The organism is Nocardia cyriacigeorgica NBRC 100375, assembly GCF_000308555.1.
In the GTDB taxonomy this organism is placed as follows: Bacteria; Actinomycetota; Actinomycetes; order Mycobacteriales; family Mycobacteriaceae; genus Nocardia; species Nocardia cyriacigeorgica.
Map to the genome: position 1 here is coordinate 1 of NZ_BAFY01000048.1, position 15,948 is coordinate 15,948.

11 protein-coding genes and 1 pseudogene are annotated in these 15,948 nt (G+C 68.5%); 8 read left to right on the forward strand and 4 right to left on the reverse strand.

Annotated features, from left to right (window positions below; all coding sequences use genetic code 11):
* The 4 genes and pseudogenes from RJ05_RS04280 to RJ05_RS04295 all read left to right on the forward strand — a co-directional run.
* A pseudogene (locus tag RJ05_RS04280) lies at nt 1-349 on the forward strand (alpha-ketoglutarate transporter); the annotation flags it as partial.
* Nucleotides 350-395: 46 nt separating this feature from the next.
* On the forward strand, nt 396-1,055 hold the full coding sequence (locus RJ05_RS04285) for a response regulator transcription factor (RefSeq protein WP_036533359.1): 660 nt from the start codon (nt 396-398) through the stop codon (nt 1,053-1,055).
* Between the two features lie 238 nt (nt 1,056-1,293).
* On the forward strand, nt 1,294-3,168 hold the full coding sequence (locus RJ05_RS04290; RefSeq protein WP_249040563.1) for an ATP-binding protein: 1,875 nt from the start codon (nt 1,294-1,296) through the stop codon (nt 3,166-3,168).
* Nucleotides 3,169-3,349: 181 nt separating this feature from the next.
* Nucleotides 3,350-4,273, forward strand: a complete 924-nt coding sequence (locus RJ05_RS04295; RefSeq protein WP_081597162.1) for a TAXI family TRAP transporter solute-binding subunit — start codon at nt 3,350-3,352, stop codon at nt 4,271-4,273.
* Nucleotides 4,274-4,277: 4 nt separating this feature from the next.
* On the opposite strand, the gene RJ05_RS04300 is transcribed toward RJ05_RS04295, so the two are convergent.
* Nucleotides 4,278-4,610 (reverse strand): metal-sensitive transcriptional regulator, encoded by a 333-nt coding sequence (locus RJ05_RS04300; RefSeq protein WP_036533351.1) that lies wholly within the window; start codon nt 4,608-4,610, stop codon nt 4,278-4,280.
* A gap of 146 nt (nt 4,611-4,756) precedes the next feature.
* On the opposite strand from RJ05_RS04300, the gene RJ05_RS04305 reads away from it, so the two are divergent.
* Together RJ05_RS04305 and RJ05_RS04310 are read left to right on the forward strand one after the other, a co-directional pair.
* Nucleotides 4,757-5,566: an S-methyl-5'-thioadenosine phosphorylase gene (locus tag RJ05_RS04305; RefSeq protein ID WP_036533367.1), complete on the forward strand. Its 810-nt coding sequence runs from the start codon at nt 4,757-4,759 to the stop codon at nt 5,564-5,566.
* A gap of 23 nt (nt 5,567-5,589) precedes the next feature.
* Nucleotides 5,590-6,156, forward strand: coding sequence for an NADPH-dependent FMN reductase (locus RJ05_RS04310; protein WP_036533354.1), 567 nt, complete (start codon nt 5,590-5,592; stop codon nt 6,154-6,156).
* 33 nt (nt 6,157-6,189) lie between these two features.
* Here RJ05_RS04310 and eccE read toward each other — a convergent pair whose 3' ends face one another.
* A complete protein-coding gene (eccE, locus tag RJ05_RS04315; protein WP_051016221.1) occupies nt 6,190-7,833 on the reverse strand; it encodes a type VII secretion protein EccE in 1,644 nt (547 codons plus the stop codon).
* Between the two features lie 112 nt (nt 7,834-7,945).
* On the opposite strand from eccE, the gene eccB reads away from it, so the two are divergent.
* A complete protein-coding gene (eccB, locus tag RJ05_RS04320) occupies nt 7,946-9,418 on the forward strand; it encodes a type VII secretion protein EccB (RefSeq protein WP_081597164.1) in 1,473 nt (490 codons plus the stop codon).
* A gap of 177 nt (nt 9,419-9,595) precedes the next feature.
* Here eccB and mycP read toward each other — a convergent pair whose 3' ends face one another.
* Together mycP and eccD are read right to left on the reverse strand one after the other, a co-directional pair.
* Nucleotides 9,596-10,867, reverse strand: a complete 1,272-nt coding sequence (gene mycP / locus RJ05_RS04325) for a type VII secretion-associated serine protease mycosin (RefSeq protein WP_249040562.1) — start codon at nt 10,865-10,867, stop codon at nt 9,596-9,598.
* A gap of 140 nt (nt 10,868-11,007) precedes the next feature.
* Nucleotides 11,008-12,513, reverse strand: coding sequence for a type VII secretion integral membrane protein EccD (gene eccD, locus RJ05_RS04330; RefSeq protein WP_255220915.1), 1,506 nt, complete (start codon nt 12,511-12,513; stop codon nt 11,008-11,010).
* Nucleotides 12,514-12,647: 134 nt separating this feature from the next.
* On the opposite strand from eccD, the gene RJ05_RS04335 reads away from it, so the two are divergent.
* The coding region (locus RJ05_RS04335; RefSeq protein WP_036533373.1) for a type VII secretion protein EccC at nt 12,648-15,948 on the forward strand (3,301 nt) is incomplete at its 3' end.

Here is a 15,948-nt window from a genome sequence, read left to right on the forward strand (position 1 = left end):
GTTCGGCCTGATGATGACCGCGCTGATCATCATCACCGGCTACACCTCGATCAACGCGATCGTGAAGGCCGAGCTGTTCCCGACCAAGATCCGTGCGCTCGGTGTCGGCCTGCCGTACGCCCTGACGGTCGCGATCTTCGGCGGCACCGCCGAGATGATCGCGCTCGCGTTGAAGAAGGCGGGCCTGGAGTCGCTGTACTTCTTCTACGTCGCCGGCTGTATCGCCATCTCGCTGCTCACCTACTACTTCATGCGGGAGACCTCGACCGAATCCACCATCGACGCCGAAACCGCCGTCGAGACCGGAACAGCCGAGCCGGAACGGGAGACGGTCGCCGTTCGTGCCTGACCGTCCGGTGCCCGCGCCGATCCTGCCGCTATGGGAGGATCGGCGCGTGCGGCTTGCGGTGGTCGAGGACGACGACGGCGTAGGCGATGCCCTGGTGGAAGCGCTCACGGCGCGCGGCTACCGGGCCGATCGCATGCGCCGCGGCGCCGATCTGCTGATCGCCCACCGCGACTACGACGCCGTCCTGCTCGATCTCGGCCTGCCCGACGCCGACGGCCTGCAGGTGCTGCGGCAGCTGCGTGAGGTCAGTGCGGTGCCGGTGCTGATCCTGACCGCGCGCAGTGATGAGCGTTCGATCGTGCGCGGATTGCGCGGCGGCGCCGACGACTACGTGGTCAAGCCGCCTCGGATCGCGGAGTTGATGGCGCGCCTGGAGACGGTGATGCGCCGAGCGGCCGCGGTGGCGAAGCAGGCGCGGACCGAGGTGGTGACCGGTGACGTTCGGGTGGACCTGCGGGCCAGGGTGGTGGAAGTCGCCGGCACCCCGATCCCGCTCACCCAGAAGGAATTCGAGCTGGTCGAGGTACTGGTGGAACGGCCGGGTTCGGCGGTGAGCAGGCAGCAATTGATGGACCGGATCTGGGGTGACGCGTTCGTCGCGGTCTCGCGGTCGCTGGATGTCCATATGACCGGCTTGCGGGCGAAACTGAACCGGCCGGGACTGATCACCACCATTCGCGGGTACGGGTACCGGTGGGGCGAGTAAGGGCGGGCATCCGTTCCCCGGGGGCGCCGGGGCTGCCGGGATCGGGTCGGCCGGTTTCCGGTCTGGTGGCACGGATCGACGCCGCAGCTGATCGGCCTCGTGGTGCGGCTACCTCGGCCGCTGAACAACCGGTGTGCGAGTCGGGGGTGCAGCTGTTGTCCGCCGCCGATCGGGCGGCCGGCATGCGCTGCCGTCTGCTGGTCGGCGTCGTGAGGCGATGGCGTCCGCTGGAGAGCCGGTGCGCGAGTTGGGGGTACAGCGGCGGTCCGCCGCCGAGCAGGAGGCCGGTGTGCGCCGCCGACTGCTGATCGTTCTCACCGTCTTCGCGGCCTTCGCGGTGCTGGCCTTCGCGGTGCCGCTGTCGTTGACCGCCGCGACCAGCCGTACCCAGCAACTGGTGCTCGGCCGCTCCGGTGATGCGGACCGTTTCGCCACGTTGGCCGACGCGGCAAGTTCCGCGGGCGGAGTGCAGGCACTGGCCGATGAGGTCGGGCGCTACCACGAGCTCTACGGAGAGAACGTGCTGGTGGTCGACGCGCGCGGGGCGCCGGTCGTCAATGCCGGGGTCGATGTGCGCGATCCGCGGATCATGGCGGCGGTGGCGGCCGCGCGCCGTAATCAGCGTCCGCAGCAGGTGGATCGGTTGACGCCGTGGAGCGCCCCGGTCATGCTCATCGCGCGTCCCGTCGGCTCGGGCGTGCAGGTCAACGGCGCTGTGGTGATCGAGGCGTCCACCGCCGAGGCGCGCGCCGCGATCGCCCGGGTGTGGGCGGTGATCGCGGTGGGCGCGGTGGGTGCGATGGTGGTGTTCGTGCTGCTGGCACTGGTGGTGAGCCGTTGGGTGCTGCGGCCGCTGGCGGCGATGTCGGACGCGGTCGCCGAACTCACCGCGACCTTGCCGAGGCCACGGCCGGAGGCGCACCAGCCTGCGGACCGAGCCGGATCCGGCCCGCCCGCGCCGCAGAAATGCGCGGGCGTGCGCAACGAACCGGCGATATCGGAACCGCAGCGCGGCGGGGGAGGCGCGGCCGCAGGTGGGTCTGCCGGCGTGCAGCCGAGTGAGCCGCAAGAGGCCCCTGTCGAGCCGGGAGCGGCACCGATCACCCGGCGATACGGCGGCCCGCCGGAAGTTCGCGCGCTGGCCGAATCGGTCGATGCCATGGCCGCCGCGGTCGCCGACTCCGCGGACGCACAACGTCAACTGGTCGCCGACACCGCCCACGCCATGCGTAACCCCCTGGCGGCACTGACAATTCGGCTCGACTCGCTCGAGGCGGCGATCCCCGAGAGCGCGTCGGCGACCTTTCGCGGCGCGAGCGCCGAAGTCGACCGCCTGACCGCCCTGCTGGACGCGCTGCTCGAGCTGGCCGTCGCGGAGGCACCCGCCGCGTTCGGTACGGCCGCGTCGGCCGAGGAGCGCTGTGACGCCATCGAAGTGGTGGCCGATCGAATCGACTCCTGGTCAGCGGCGTTCGCCGAGGCCGGGATGACGTTGACAGCCGGCGGTCGGGTCGCTGACGCGCAGGGCGGCGCGGCCGGGCGAACCAGCGCGCTGGGAGAGCGATGGACCGCCGAACCCGGCGATGTAACAGCCGTCGGTCCCGCTTGCGATTCTGCCGCCGGCCCCACCCGCGACCCCGTCGGCAACAGTTCCGCAGCCCAGCGGACAGGTGCACTCGCTCAAGGGCCGTCGGCGGCGATGGGACGCGCGCAGGTCGGCGCGCTCGCGGGGGAGGATCGGGACTCGGGCGGGCGCGATTACGCACATGCCGCAGCGATCAGCGCGGCGGCGCTGGCACAGATACTCGATGTGGCACTGAGCAATTCGTGCCGATACGCAGGCCCCGGCGCGCACACCGTCGTCGATGTGCTGACCGAAGCGGGCTCGGTGATCGTGCGGGTTCGCGATGACGGCGCGGGGGTGGATCCGGCCGAGATCGACAAGCTCACCGCGCGGTTCTACCGCGGATCAGGTGCGACGGCCGGCGGCACCGGTCTCGGCCTGTCGATCGCCCATGCCCTGGCCAAGGCCAGGGGCGGCACCTTGACGGTGGAACCGGTCCTGCCGCACGGCCTCGCCGTCGTCATCCGGCTGCCGGCGGTGCGCCGATGAACGCACTGATACGCCGAGCCCCGGCACCGGCTACCTTCGGGCCGAAGGCAATCGGCTGTGCTGTGCTCGGGCCAGGGGCCCGCCGGTGGATGACGATGTTCCGAATCGAGCGGTGCGCCCTCCGGCCGAGGGCGATGTACCGATCCGAACTGGGCGAACTCCGGCCGATGGCGGTGTTCCGATGAACCGACCGCTGATCTCCAGGCGCCGCGCCCTGACATTGGCCGTGCTCGCGTCCGTGAGCGTCGCGGCTTGCGGCACCGGCGACCGCAGCACGGTCGGTCTGGCTTCCGGCGAGGACGGCGGATTCTACTTCGCCTTCGCTCGCCTGCTGGCCGCCGCTGCCGCGAACGATTCCGACGTGATCCGCATCGAACCGGTGGAAACCGCGGGCTCACAACAGAATCTGCGCCTGCTCGCCAACGGGCAGGTCGAAACGGCGCTGGCGCTGGCGGATTCGGCGGGCGACAACGGCGGGCGCGTGCTCGCGCTGGGCCGGGTGTACGAGAACTATCTGCAGCTGGCGGTGCGCACCGACGGGCCGATCCGCCAGGTCGCCGATCTCCGGGGACGGCGGGTCAATCTGGGGGCCGAGGGGTCGGGTGCGGCGGTGACCGGCCCGCGGCTGCTGGCGAGCGCCGGGCTGGATCCGGCGGTCGACGTCATCGTGGAGCATCGCCCGCTACGCGAGGCCGCCAAGGCGCTGACCGACGGCGCGATCGATGCGCTGCTGTGGGCCGGTGGGGTGCCGACCGGTGCGCTCGCCGTGCCGGACCGGATGCGATTGCTGGACCTGGGTGCACTGGCAGAACCTATGCGGGAACAGTACGGTCCCGTCTACGACCTGGTCGCCATCCCCGCCGATGCCTACCCGGGCAGCCCGGCGGTGCACACCATCGGAGTCGCGAACCTGCTGCTCGCGGCCGCGACCCTGCCCGACGAGGCCGCCGCCGCCATTGTCGAGCTGCTGGTCTGGCATGCCGATGAGCTGGTGCCCGCCGAGGCCGCGGGCACGCAGTTCCTGGATGGGCGGTTTCTCATCGGCACCGGAACCGTCCCGCTCCATCCCGGTGCCGCGCAGGTCTACCGGCGCTGGCACGGCTGAGCGGTCAGGAACGCACCATCCGCGCGATCGCGTCGGTGGCTTCCTTGATCTTGGCGTCGGCTTCCGGGCCACCTGCCACCGCCGCATCGACCACGCAGTGGCTGATGTGGTCTTCGAGCAGGCCCATGGCCACCGCTTGCAGGGCTTTGGTCATCGCGGAGACCTGGGTGAGGATGTCGATGCAGTATTTTTCCTCTTCGACCATGCGTTGCAGGCCGCGCGCCTGACCCTCGATGCGGCGTAGCCGTTTGAGGTAATCGTCCTTGGCGGTGATGTAGCCGTGGGCGGAATGGTCGTGCGTGGTGTGGTCGCTGTTCTGCGACGGGCTTGGTGTCACCGACTGCCTCCTCGTTGCCTGCCGGGTCGGCGGCCTGGTCTTCAATACCCCCCTAGGGTACACCGCTCGGCGGGAATTGTCAGGTGAGCGGCCGAATCGGCCACCTCCCGGCGCCGGCGAGCGGCCTGGGCGGCACAATCGTCGCCATGAGCTCGCATGCCAGGCCCGCGATCGCCGTCATCGGCGGAAGCGGCTTCTACGACTTCTTCGATCACGAGGCGGTGGCCGTCGAGGTCGACACACCCTACGGTGCACCGAGCGCACCGGTCGCGATCGGGGAGGTCGAGGGCAGGCCGGTCGCGTTCCTGCCGCGCCACGGCAAACGGCATGAGTACTCCCCGCACACCCTGCCCTATCAGGCGAATGTGTGGGCGTTGCGGTCGCTGGGCGTACGCCGGATCTTCGCGCCCTGCGCGGTGGGCAGCCTGCGTGCCGACTGGGCGCCGGGGACGGTCGCGGTTCCGGACCAGTTGGTCGACCGCACCTCCGGGCGTCCGCAGACCTTCTTCGACGCCGGCGGGGTGCACGTCTCCTTCGCCGACCCGTACTGCGACGAATTGCGCACCGCCGCCATCGGCGCGGCAACCGACGCGCTGCCGATGCGGGACTCGGGCACCATGGTCGTGGTGCAGGGGCCGCGATTCTCCACCCGCGCGGAGAGCCGCTGGTTCGCCGCCCAGGGCTGGGAACTGGTGAACATGACCGGCCATCCCGAAGCCGTGCTCGCCCGGGAACTGGAAATGTGTTACGCCGCGGTCGCTCTGGTGACCGATCTGGACGCCGGCCTGGAGGAAGGCGACGGTGTGCACGCCACCGACGTCTTCGCCGAGTTCGAAAAGAACATCACCCCGTTCAAGGCCCTGATCCGGCGCGCGATCGGCGCCGTCGACGGGGCCGACACCTGCACCCGCTGCCGGGTGCACGCCGGTGTCTCATTGCCGTTCGACCTGCCCTGACGGCTGCGGTATAGGCTCGCGCCGTGGACACCACCACCCCGTTGCGGCTCGAGGTCATCGTCGCCAGTGTGCGACCGGAACGGTTCGCCCCGGTGGTCGCCGATTGGTTCCTGCGCACTGCGCGCGACCGTCCGGAATTCGATGTCGGTGTCATCGATCTCATCGACACCCCGCTGGCCGTCGACCTCACCGAAACACCCGAGGTGCAGCGGTTCCGGGCTAGACTCGCCGCCGCCGACGCGTTCGTCGCCGTCACTTCCGAGTACAACCACGGCTATCCGGCTTCGTTGAAAACAGCCCTCGACAGCGCCAAACACGAGTGGCGGGCCAAGCCGATCGGGTTCGTCGCGTACGGCGGTCTGTCGGGCGGGCTGCGCGCGGTGGAGCAGCTGCGTCAGGTGGTGGCCGAGATCCACATGGTGTCGGTGCGCGAGACAGTGAGCTTTCACCAGGCCAAGAAGAAGTTCGACGCGCACGGGCAGACCCAGGACGGCGCCGCCATCGACGCGGCTGAACGCATGCTCGGCCAATTGTCCTGGTGGGGAAGAACTTTGCGGGCTGCCCGGGTGTCGGATCCGTATCCGGGGTGATCGGCTCGGCGTAGCTCGAGCCCTGCCGGTGCGTTACTGGTGCGCCATGGCGCGGCGCCCGCGCGGCTGCCCGATGTAGGTGGCCTCGCGCGGGATCGACACCAGCGTCAGATCGACCTGCGCGGTGCCGGTACGCAGCACCACATGGTTGCCGATAGCGCCCGGCTGCTGGATCGACAGATCCGGCTTGGTCGCGGGCCAGCCCATCGGATCGCCGGTCACATAGATGGTGGTGACACCGGCGTGCGGAGCCGGAGCGAGCACGCCGTCGACCACGGTCGCGGTGAATCCGGCGTCGGACTGGTGGGTTTCCACCGCGATGGTCAGTCGCTCCGGATTGCCGATCGTGGTCACCAGGTTCTCCCAGGCGTGCGCGCGGTCGGTGCGGATCAGGATCCGCTCGCCGACGGCGAGCGCACGGAACACCAGCTGCTGCGCGAGGTAGAGCTCACCGGCGACGTATACCGTCGAGATGCCCGCGCCGATGATGCGGACCGCGACACCGTTGCCCTCGTCGTCGGAGCCGATCAGCTGGCCGCAGCCCGAGGACGGCAGGTGCAGCGCGCCGATCACATCGATCGGGTACTCCGACATCGGGACGGTGTCGTCCACGTCGGGGATGCCGATCGGCAGATGCGCGAGCAGGCCATCGCGGTGCCTGCCGTTCATCGACACCATGCCCTCGTGCTTGGTGCGTTCGGGCAGCTCACGCGCCGTCAAACGCCAGGCCGCACCGATATTCACCGAATCGGCGCTGCTACCGGGGCGCAACCGGACGGCAACCGTGGTGCCGCGTGAGGGGGCCACCCACAGCTGGGCCAGCAGATCCGAGCCGAGCTTCGTCGGATCGACCGCCCCACCGATATTGACGCTGTTGCCCAGCTCGGCATACCGCCAGCGCTGGGTCAGGGTGCGCGGATCGTAACCGGCGGTGATCTGCAGAACGGCCTTGCGGATTTCCGGGGCGGTGAGAATTCGGGCATTGCAGTCGGCGTCTTCGAGCGCGCGCATGATCCGCTGCGTGGCGATGGTGACCGCACGGGACGCGCCCTCGTTACCGCCGCCGCGCCGTTCGGCCGCGCCGGGGCAGGCCACCGCGTCGAAGCTGATGGCGAGCCACACCGTGCGGTGGGCGGTGGCGGGCAGCGGGCCGAGCAGTGATTCGTAGATCTTGCCCGCCGGCGTGCCTGCGCGGCTGCGGTGGCCGTGGCTGATGATGTCGATGCCGCTGAGCAGGATGTCGTGCTGGGTCAGGCACTGCGCCAGCTCCGGCAGCGGCAGCAGATGCGAGGCGTGCACGGTGGTGCGGGCGATGCGGGTCAGCCCGCCCTTGGGAGCGAGCACCTCGACGACGGTCACCACCCGGCTGCCATCCCAGTACAGGCCGAGCGAACGTCCGTCGGGGCCGCGGAAGTCGACGGTGTCGCCGATCTCGTAATCGCGCTGGATGAGATAGCCGACGCCGGTGCCGATCCAATCCAGCAGCACCCGCCGCCCGACCGGAATCAACGGAATCAACCCGGCCACCACACCGATACCGACCGCGGGCCAGACGCCGAGCCCGGCCAGCAGCGCGATCGCACCCGCGACGAGCCCAACGAATTGCGCGATCATCAGATTGCGCAGCGAGATGCGACCCAGCAGCGGGCGCGGTCCTGCGCCGGCAGGTTCGGCCATCGTCGTCCCCCAAGTACCCGTATCGGCCGCTTCCGGTGTGGCCGAGCTGAACAAGAGTCCCCGGGAACTGTACTGTGTTCCGCGGACGCGAGCACTGTTCGGGGGAGGAATCATGCCTTCAAAACCCACTACGCGCTGGCAGGTGAGCGGTTACCGCTTCCTGGTGCGCCGGATGGAGCATGCCTTGGTGCGCCGGGACGTGCGAATGCTGCACGATCCCATGCGCTCCCAGTCGCGCGCCTACGCCGCCGGGCTCATCCTCGGCATCGTGGTGCTGGCCGGCTGCGGTGTGCTGGCCCTGCTACGCCCGCAGGACAAAATCGGCGACAACAAGATCCTGATCGGCAAGGAATCCGGTGCGGTGTACGTCGTCCTCAACGACGTCGTCCATCCCGCGCTGAATCTGGCCTCGGCGCGTCTTGCCGCAGGTGACGCGCCCAAGGCCGTCATCGTCAAGGAATCCGAGCTCGGCAAGAAGGCCCGCGGGCCGCTGATCGGCATCCCCGGTGCGCCCGGTGTACTGAACTTCGACAAGGACGGCAAGGGCCGCGCCTGGTCGGTGTGCGATTCCATGAAGATGGACGGCGGCCGCGACCTCACCACCTCCGTGCTGGCCGGTGATCCCGAGCTGGGTGACAAGGCCTCGGTGATGGGTGCGGACAAGGCGCTGCTCGTGCAGGGCGATGACGCCGCCTACCTGGTGTACGACCGCAAACGCGCCCGCGTCGACATGACCGACCGCGCCGTCACCGACGCACTGAACATCACCGGGATGACCCCGCGCCCGATCAGTGAGGGCCTGCTGAACGCGATTCCCGAAGTACTCGAGATCAAGCCGCCGCAGATCGTGGATCCGGGTGGCATACCGGACAAGCCGATCGGCGATTTCCGCATCGGCACGGTCGTCCAGGTCTCCACCGCCGACGAGGCCGAGAACTACGTGGTCTTGCGTGACGGCTTGCAGCGGATCTCGCCGCTGACGGCCGACATCATCCGCAACTCCAACCCGCAGCCCACCGGCGACACCACCATCAACCAGACCGTGCGCACCAGGGCCGACGTCTCCAATGCCCTGCGGGTGGACGACTACCCGGTCACCGCACCGTCGATCGTCGAAGCCAAGGACCAGCCGGTGAGCTGCCTGTCCTGGAAGCCGATCACCTCGGCGACCGAGGATTCGGGTAATCAGGCCGAACTGACGGTGATCATCGGCATCACCCTGCCGATGTCGGAAAAGGCCAAACTGGTCCCGCTGGCCCAGGCCGACGGCTCCGGCCCCAACGCCGACTCCGCCTACATCCCACCGGGTTCCGGCGCCTACGTCCAGACCACCGGTATCGAACCAGACAGCCGCCGCAAGGACTCCTTGTTCTACGTGGCCGACACCGGTGTCCGCTACGGCATCAAGAACGCCGACGCCGTCAAGGCCCTCGGCCTGCCCGAAACCCCCGAACCCGCCCCCTGGCCCATCGTCGGCCTCCTCGCCAACGGCCCGAGCCTCGGCCGCGAAGAGGCCATGGTGGCCCACGACGGCGTCGCGCCGGACCCGTCACCGGCGCAACAGCCGGTCGCGGCCGGGAAGTGAGGTCGGCGGCTGCCGGATGACGGTGGCCGCCTATGCCTTTCGCTGATCGAGCGTCAGGACTGAGTATCAGCGCCTTGCGACTCGACGTATCGGCGACACAGGTAAACGAATGCGGCCCGTCATTCCGACGGGCCGCATTCGTCTGGTCAGGGTGTATTGGCCGGGGCCTCGGCGCTCTCAGTCCTCCCGCACACCGAATCGGCGGCGAATCGGGAACGAGGCCAGGTAGCCGAGAACCAATGTGCCGCCGATGATTCCGGTGCCGATCAACGCCACATTGCGCGCCAGATGGTCCGGCGGGGGCGGGGGAGCGGGGACCGGTAGCTGGATGCTCTTGGCGGGGCTCGGCTGCTTGGCCTGCAACGGGGTGTCGGGGACCTCGTTGGTGAGGGCCGCGACGGGATCCACCGCGCCGTAACCGATAAAGGGGTTCCACCCCTCTGCGGGAGCATGGGCGGTGGCCTGTAGGCGTTTGATGACTTCCTGTGCGGTCAGATGCGGGAAACGAGACCGGACCAGGGCGACGACACCTGAAACATACGGGGCGGCAAAGCTGGTGCCTTGCAAGGTGGTGATCTTATCCGCGTCGCCCTTGGCGACGATCGTCCCGTCGGTCAGCGTGTCCAGGGAGACGATTCCCTCGCCGGGCGCCGCGATATCCACCCACGGCCCGGGCACCGTGAAGTCCGACGGTTGACCGTCCGGTCCGATCGAGCCGACCGTCAGCACGTAATCGTCGTAGCGTGCCGGGGTGACATTGGTGGACAGGTTTTCCCACAGGTCGGCGGTCGGGTCGAGCGGGTCGATGTCCGGATTCCCCGCCCCGCACTTGGAGGTCTGGTCCTTGTTTCCCGCGGCGGCCACCACCACGACGTTCTTTTCCACCGTCGCATAACGAAGTGCCGCCCCGAGTGCCGAGTCCGCGGGATTGTGCGATCCCGGCACACACAGAACCAGGGAAATATTGATCACCGATACGCCGCGATCTGCGGCGCGGCGTACGGCAGAGGCGAGTGCATCGATATTGCCGTATCCATCCGGCGGATCCTCCGGCCGCTGCTCGGTGGAACGACCCTTCTTCTGGAACTTGCTACTGGTCTGCCGGATCGACAGGATCCGTGCGTCGGGGGCAACGCCCGAAAAGCCTTGTCCGTCAACTTGACTGGCCGCGATCAGGCCGGCCACAACCGTGCCGTGGGCGTCGCAGTCTTGAAGACCGTCGCCTCCCGCGGCGACATAGTCCCCGCCGGGCATCAGCCCCGGCAGCCGTGGATGCGGAGTGACACCGGTATCGATGACCGCGATGGTCTGGCCTGCCCCGCGGGAGAATTTCCAGGCATGTGGCAGGTCGAGCGCCCGTTGCGGTCCAGGGATGGTCGGTCCGTCCCCACCCCGCTGCGTGCTCGCGCACGGCGTATTCGACTTCTGCTCGGTCGGTTCCGGCGGCACCGCAGGATCCCCGGCGGGCAATCTCCCCATATCGATCGGCGGCGGCCGATCCGCATACGCGACGCCTTGGCCCAAGCTCAACCCGAACGAGGCGCTGAAACCCAGCGTCAGGGCGGCGGCCGTGACGCGAAGGCGCCCGTTCACAGCCCGCGAACGAGGGAGTAGAGCGAGGCCACCCAGAAGACCAGGGGCAGCACGGCCGCGACGAACGCGTATTCGAGCAATTCGACGGCGCGACGCATCGGCGGCGTCGCCGACTGGTTCGGGATGATGATGCCGAGAATCAGCGCGGCGATCAGCATGGCCATCGCGGCACCGAACACCGCCAGTGGCAGTTCCGCGACGAAGCTCATGCCGATCAACATGATCAGCACGATCGCCGCACCGCCCGCGATCAATACGACAGCCTGTTCGGCGCCCGCGTAGGTGCGGCTGCGGAACATCAGCACCACGGCGCATACCAGCGCCAGTGCGATGCCCTGCCAGTAGTAGCCCTCACCGGTGGGGTCGGTGGCCGCCAGCGCACCGACCGCGGTGACCAGGGTGGTCGCCGAGACCAGGCCGCTCAGGTACATGCGGGCCCGTTCGGACTTGGCGCGCAGCACTTCCATCGTCGGCAGCGCGCGGTGGTCGTCGGGGTCGTCCTCGGTGGGGTCGATCGGGGTGCCGGGCGAGGGCACCGGCGGCAACGGCAGCTTCGACAGCAACATCGAAACTCGCGGCGCCAGCGACAATCCCGCGAGGCCGAGGGCGGCGGCGACCGCTCCGATCGCGCGCACCGGCTGGTCGGTCAGCAAGCCGACGAGCGAGGCGGGAACGGCATAGACCGCGAGCGCACTCGCGCCGATGAACAGGCCGAGCCCGACACCGGTGACGCGCCAGGCCAGGATCGCGGTCGCACCGAGCAGCACCGAGCCGAGCAGGAAATTCGCCCAGCCGTAGTGGTCGGGGACGATGAGCATGCCCGAGGTGAAAGCGGTCGGCAGCGCACACCCGCCGAGTACGAGCGCGGTGGCGGTGTCGCCGTACATCCGGCTCAGCACCATGCCCGCTACGACGAGCAGGATCGTCACGCCCAGCGCGATGGAGCCGGTGATCCACCCCGCCATCGCGTCGGGAGCGGCGAGCAGGCCGACACATCCGGCGAGCATGGTGACCGCGGCGAGGATCGAGCCGGTGATCCGCGCGGTTTTCGGCGTCCAGCCCTTGAAATGGTCGGCGTCGGCGATCGCGACGTTGTACATGATGTCGTCGAACAGCGGTGTGGGCGCGGTATGGGCCGCACTCTCCAGCATCAGCAGTTCGCCGTCGCGGACGCCGTGCTCACCCAGGCTCAGCGAGTTGGAGAACGGCGGGTGTCCGATGCGGGCGAGCACCCATTCGGCCGGCTCGAAGCGTTCACCCTCATTGTCGAAATCATTGGTGCGGCTGTGCTGGGCGACCATGTCGACCACGCTCGGAATCACCAGAGCGACCGGTACATCCACCGGGATGGCCATGTCCACCTGGGTATGTTTTGCCAGAATGGTAACCCTGGTCAGGTCAGGTGCGCGGACGATGCCGCGTGAGGATTCCTCCTCGATGTGGTCAAGTCGCGCGTGCGTCAAGGCTCCCCCAACTCGGTCGCTACCTCGTGTTTTCCGCACTCCGCGGGCCCGAGCGGAGCTTGCGAACCCATGGGTCCGGGCAGCAGAATGCTGGTCGAACTGTACGACATGTCGGCGGTTGCCTCTACACTGAGGCCCGAACACCGCAGGCCAAGAGGGGGAATTCTCGTCTTATGAGCACAGTCCGGTTTCAGCGGCGCGCACGCCGGGAGATGCCGCGGACGCCGGGTGGCGAGGTCACCCTGCAGCCGCCTCCCGAGATCCCCCGGGTGACGCCGGGCAATCTGCTCATGAAGCTGATGCCGGTCGTGATGGTCATCGGCATGGTCGGAATGATGGCCCTGATGTTCACTCAGGGTGGCGGCATGCTGTCGAACCCGATGACCATGATGTTCCCGGTCATGATGCTGTTCTCCATGGTCGGCATGTTCGCCGGTCAGGGCGGCGGCAAGGGCCAGAAGGCCGCCGAGGCCAACGAGGATCGCAAGGATTACCTGCGCTATCTCGACCAGGTCCGCAAAGACGTCGACGAGACCGCCACCCAGCAGCGTGCCGCGGTCGAATGGAGCCACCCCGAACCCGGCCTGATCTGGATGCTCGCCGGCACCAGCCGGATGTGGGAGCGCCGCGCCGGTGACAAAGACTTCTGCCACGCGCGCATCGGCATCGGCGGCCAGCGCCTGGCCACCCGGCTGATCGCTCCGGAAACCGGCCCCGTCGAAGAGCTGGAGCCGATCGCAGCGGTTTCGCTGCGCCGCTTCGTTCGTGCGCATTCCACGGTTCCGGATCTGCCGACGGCGATCGCGGTCAAGGGCTTCGCCACCATCGCACTCGACGGTGATCGCGGCCAGGCTCGCGACATGACGCGCGCGATGTTGTTGCAGCTGGCCATGTTTCACGGTCCCGACCAGGTGCTGATCGCGGTGGTGTGCGGTCCGGACACCGCCTCGGAATGGGACTGGACGAAGTGGCTGCCGCATTCGCAGCATCCCGATGCCCAGGACGGCATCGGCACCCAGCGCATGTTCTACAGCTCCATCCGTGAGGCGGCCACCGGCTTGCAGCCGCTGCTGGCCAATCGAGTCCGCTACTCGCGCAACCAGCCGGCCAACCCGAACCTGGTGCACATCGTCATCGTTGTCGACGGCGGTCTGCTGGAGTCGGAGGAAGATCAGCTCCGCGAATCCGGCTATGAGGGCGTCACGATCATCGACCTGTGCGGTTACGCTCCGCGCCTTGCCGTTTCGCGCGGCATCAAGATGATCGTCGAGAACGGTGAATGCGTCGGCCGCGGTGCCACCGGTAATCAGGAACGCTTCGCGATGATCGACCGGATCAGCCCCGAGCAGGCCCAGCAGGTGGCCCGCAGGCTGGCGCCGTTCCGGGCCGCGACCCAGCGCAGCAGCGACGTCGAGGTCGACGACACCGAAGTCATCTCCAGCTGGGCCCAGCTGATGAACCTCGGCGATATCGGTACCTTCAACCCCGAGCACGCCTGGCGTCCCCGCTACGGCCGCGAGCGGCTCCGTGTCCCGTTCGGTGTCGGCGCCGACGGTCTGCCCGTGGTGCTCGACATCAAGGAAGCCGCCGAAAGCGGTATGGGCCCGCATGGTCTGTGCATCGGTGCGACCGGTTCCGGTAAATCCGAATTCCTGCGCACCCTGGTGCTGAGCCTGCTGGCCACCCATTCGCCCGACCAGCTGAACCTGGTTCTGGTCGACTTCAAGGGTGGTGCGACGTTCCTGGGCTTCGAAGACGTCCCGCACGTCGCCGCCGTCATCACCAACCTCGAAGACGAGGCCGACCTCGTCGACCGTATGCGCGACGCCCTGGCCGGTGAGATGAACCGCCGCCAGGAAGTGCTGCGCCAGGCCGGTAACTTCGCCAACGTCTCCGAATACGAGAAGGCCCGCGCCGCCGGCGCCGACCTCGACCCGCTGCCCGCGCTGTTCGTGGTGCTCGACGAGTTCTCCGAACTGCTCACCCAGCATCCGGATTTCGCGGAGCTGTTCGTGATGATCGGCCGCCTCGGCCGCTCACTGCACGTGCATCTGCTGCTCGCCTCGCAGCGCCTCGAAGAGGGCAAGCTCAAGGGCCTGGAGAGCCACCTCTCCTACCGAATCGGTCTGAAGACCTTCTCCGCCAACGAATCCCGTCAGGTGCTCGGTGTCCCCGACGCCTACAACCTGCCCAACAGCCCCGGTGGCGGTTACCTCAAGTCCGACTCCGGCGAGATCGTGCGCTTCCAGGCGTCCTACGTCTCCGGGCCGTACGTCGGTGGTGGCTCCCAGCGGGACATGACCATCGCCACCCAGGCCGGTGAAATCGACGTGCGTGCAAGGCCATTCGAGGCCGGTCACGTCGATTTCCGCAGCGCCGACCGCATTCCGCTGCCACCCGAGCCCACCGACGATCCGGAACCCCAGGCCGGCGAAGACGGAGAACAGCTGTCCAATATCGGCATGCTCGTGCAGCGCATCCGCGGCCACGGCCGTCCCGCGCACGAGATCTGGCTCCCGCCGCTCGACGAGGCCCCCACCCTCGACCAGCTGGTCCCGCGCTCGATCCTCACCGGCGAATACGCCGCCGTGGCCACCCTGCGCGCCCCCATCGGCATCGTCGACCGCCCCTATGATCAGCGCCGCGACCCCCTGGTGGTCGACCTGTCCGGCTCCCGAGGCAACGTCGCCGTCGTCGGCGGCCCCCAGTCCGGCAAGTCGACCATGCTGCGCACCCTGATCATGTCGATGTCGCTGACCCACACCGCCGAACAGGTGCAGTTCTACTGCCTCGACTTCGGCGGCGGCACCTTGGCCAGCCTCGAAGGCATGCCGCACGTGGGTTCGGTGGCGGGTCGTCTGGACGAAGACAAGGTCCGCCGAACCGTCGCCGAAATGACCACGATCGTCCGGCAGCGCGAACTTCGCTTCCGTCAGCTGGGCATCGAATCGATGGCCGAGTTCCGCCGCCTGCGCGCGATGGATCCATCCAGCAGCCCCGCCGCCGCAGGCGCCCACGAGGACCCGTTCGGCGACGCCTTCCTGGTGATCGATGGTTTCGGCTCGATCCGTCAGGACTTCGACTCGCTGGAACAGCCCATCATGAACCTCGCCGTGCAGGGTCTGTCCTACGGCGTCCACGTCGTGATCGCGTTGTCTCGCTGGATGGAAGCGCGTCCGGCACTGAAGGACCAGATCGGCACCCGCCTCGAGCTGCGCCTCGGTGACCCGGCCGACTCAGACTTCGGCCGCAAAATCGCGGCTCTGGTACCCCAGGGCCGACCGGGGCGCGGTATGACACCGGAGAACCTGCATATGCTGACCGCGCTACCACGGGTGGACGGCAGCTCGGATCCGCAGGACCTCAGCAATGGTGTGGCGAACGCGGTGCAGCAGCTCGCGGCTATGACGCCCGGGCGTCATGCGCCGAAGGTTCGGATGCTGCCGGAGAAGCTGGATCGGCAGGATCTGCTGG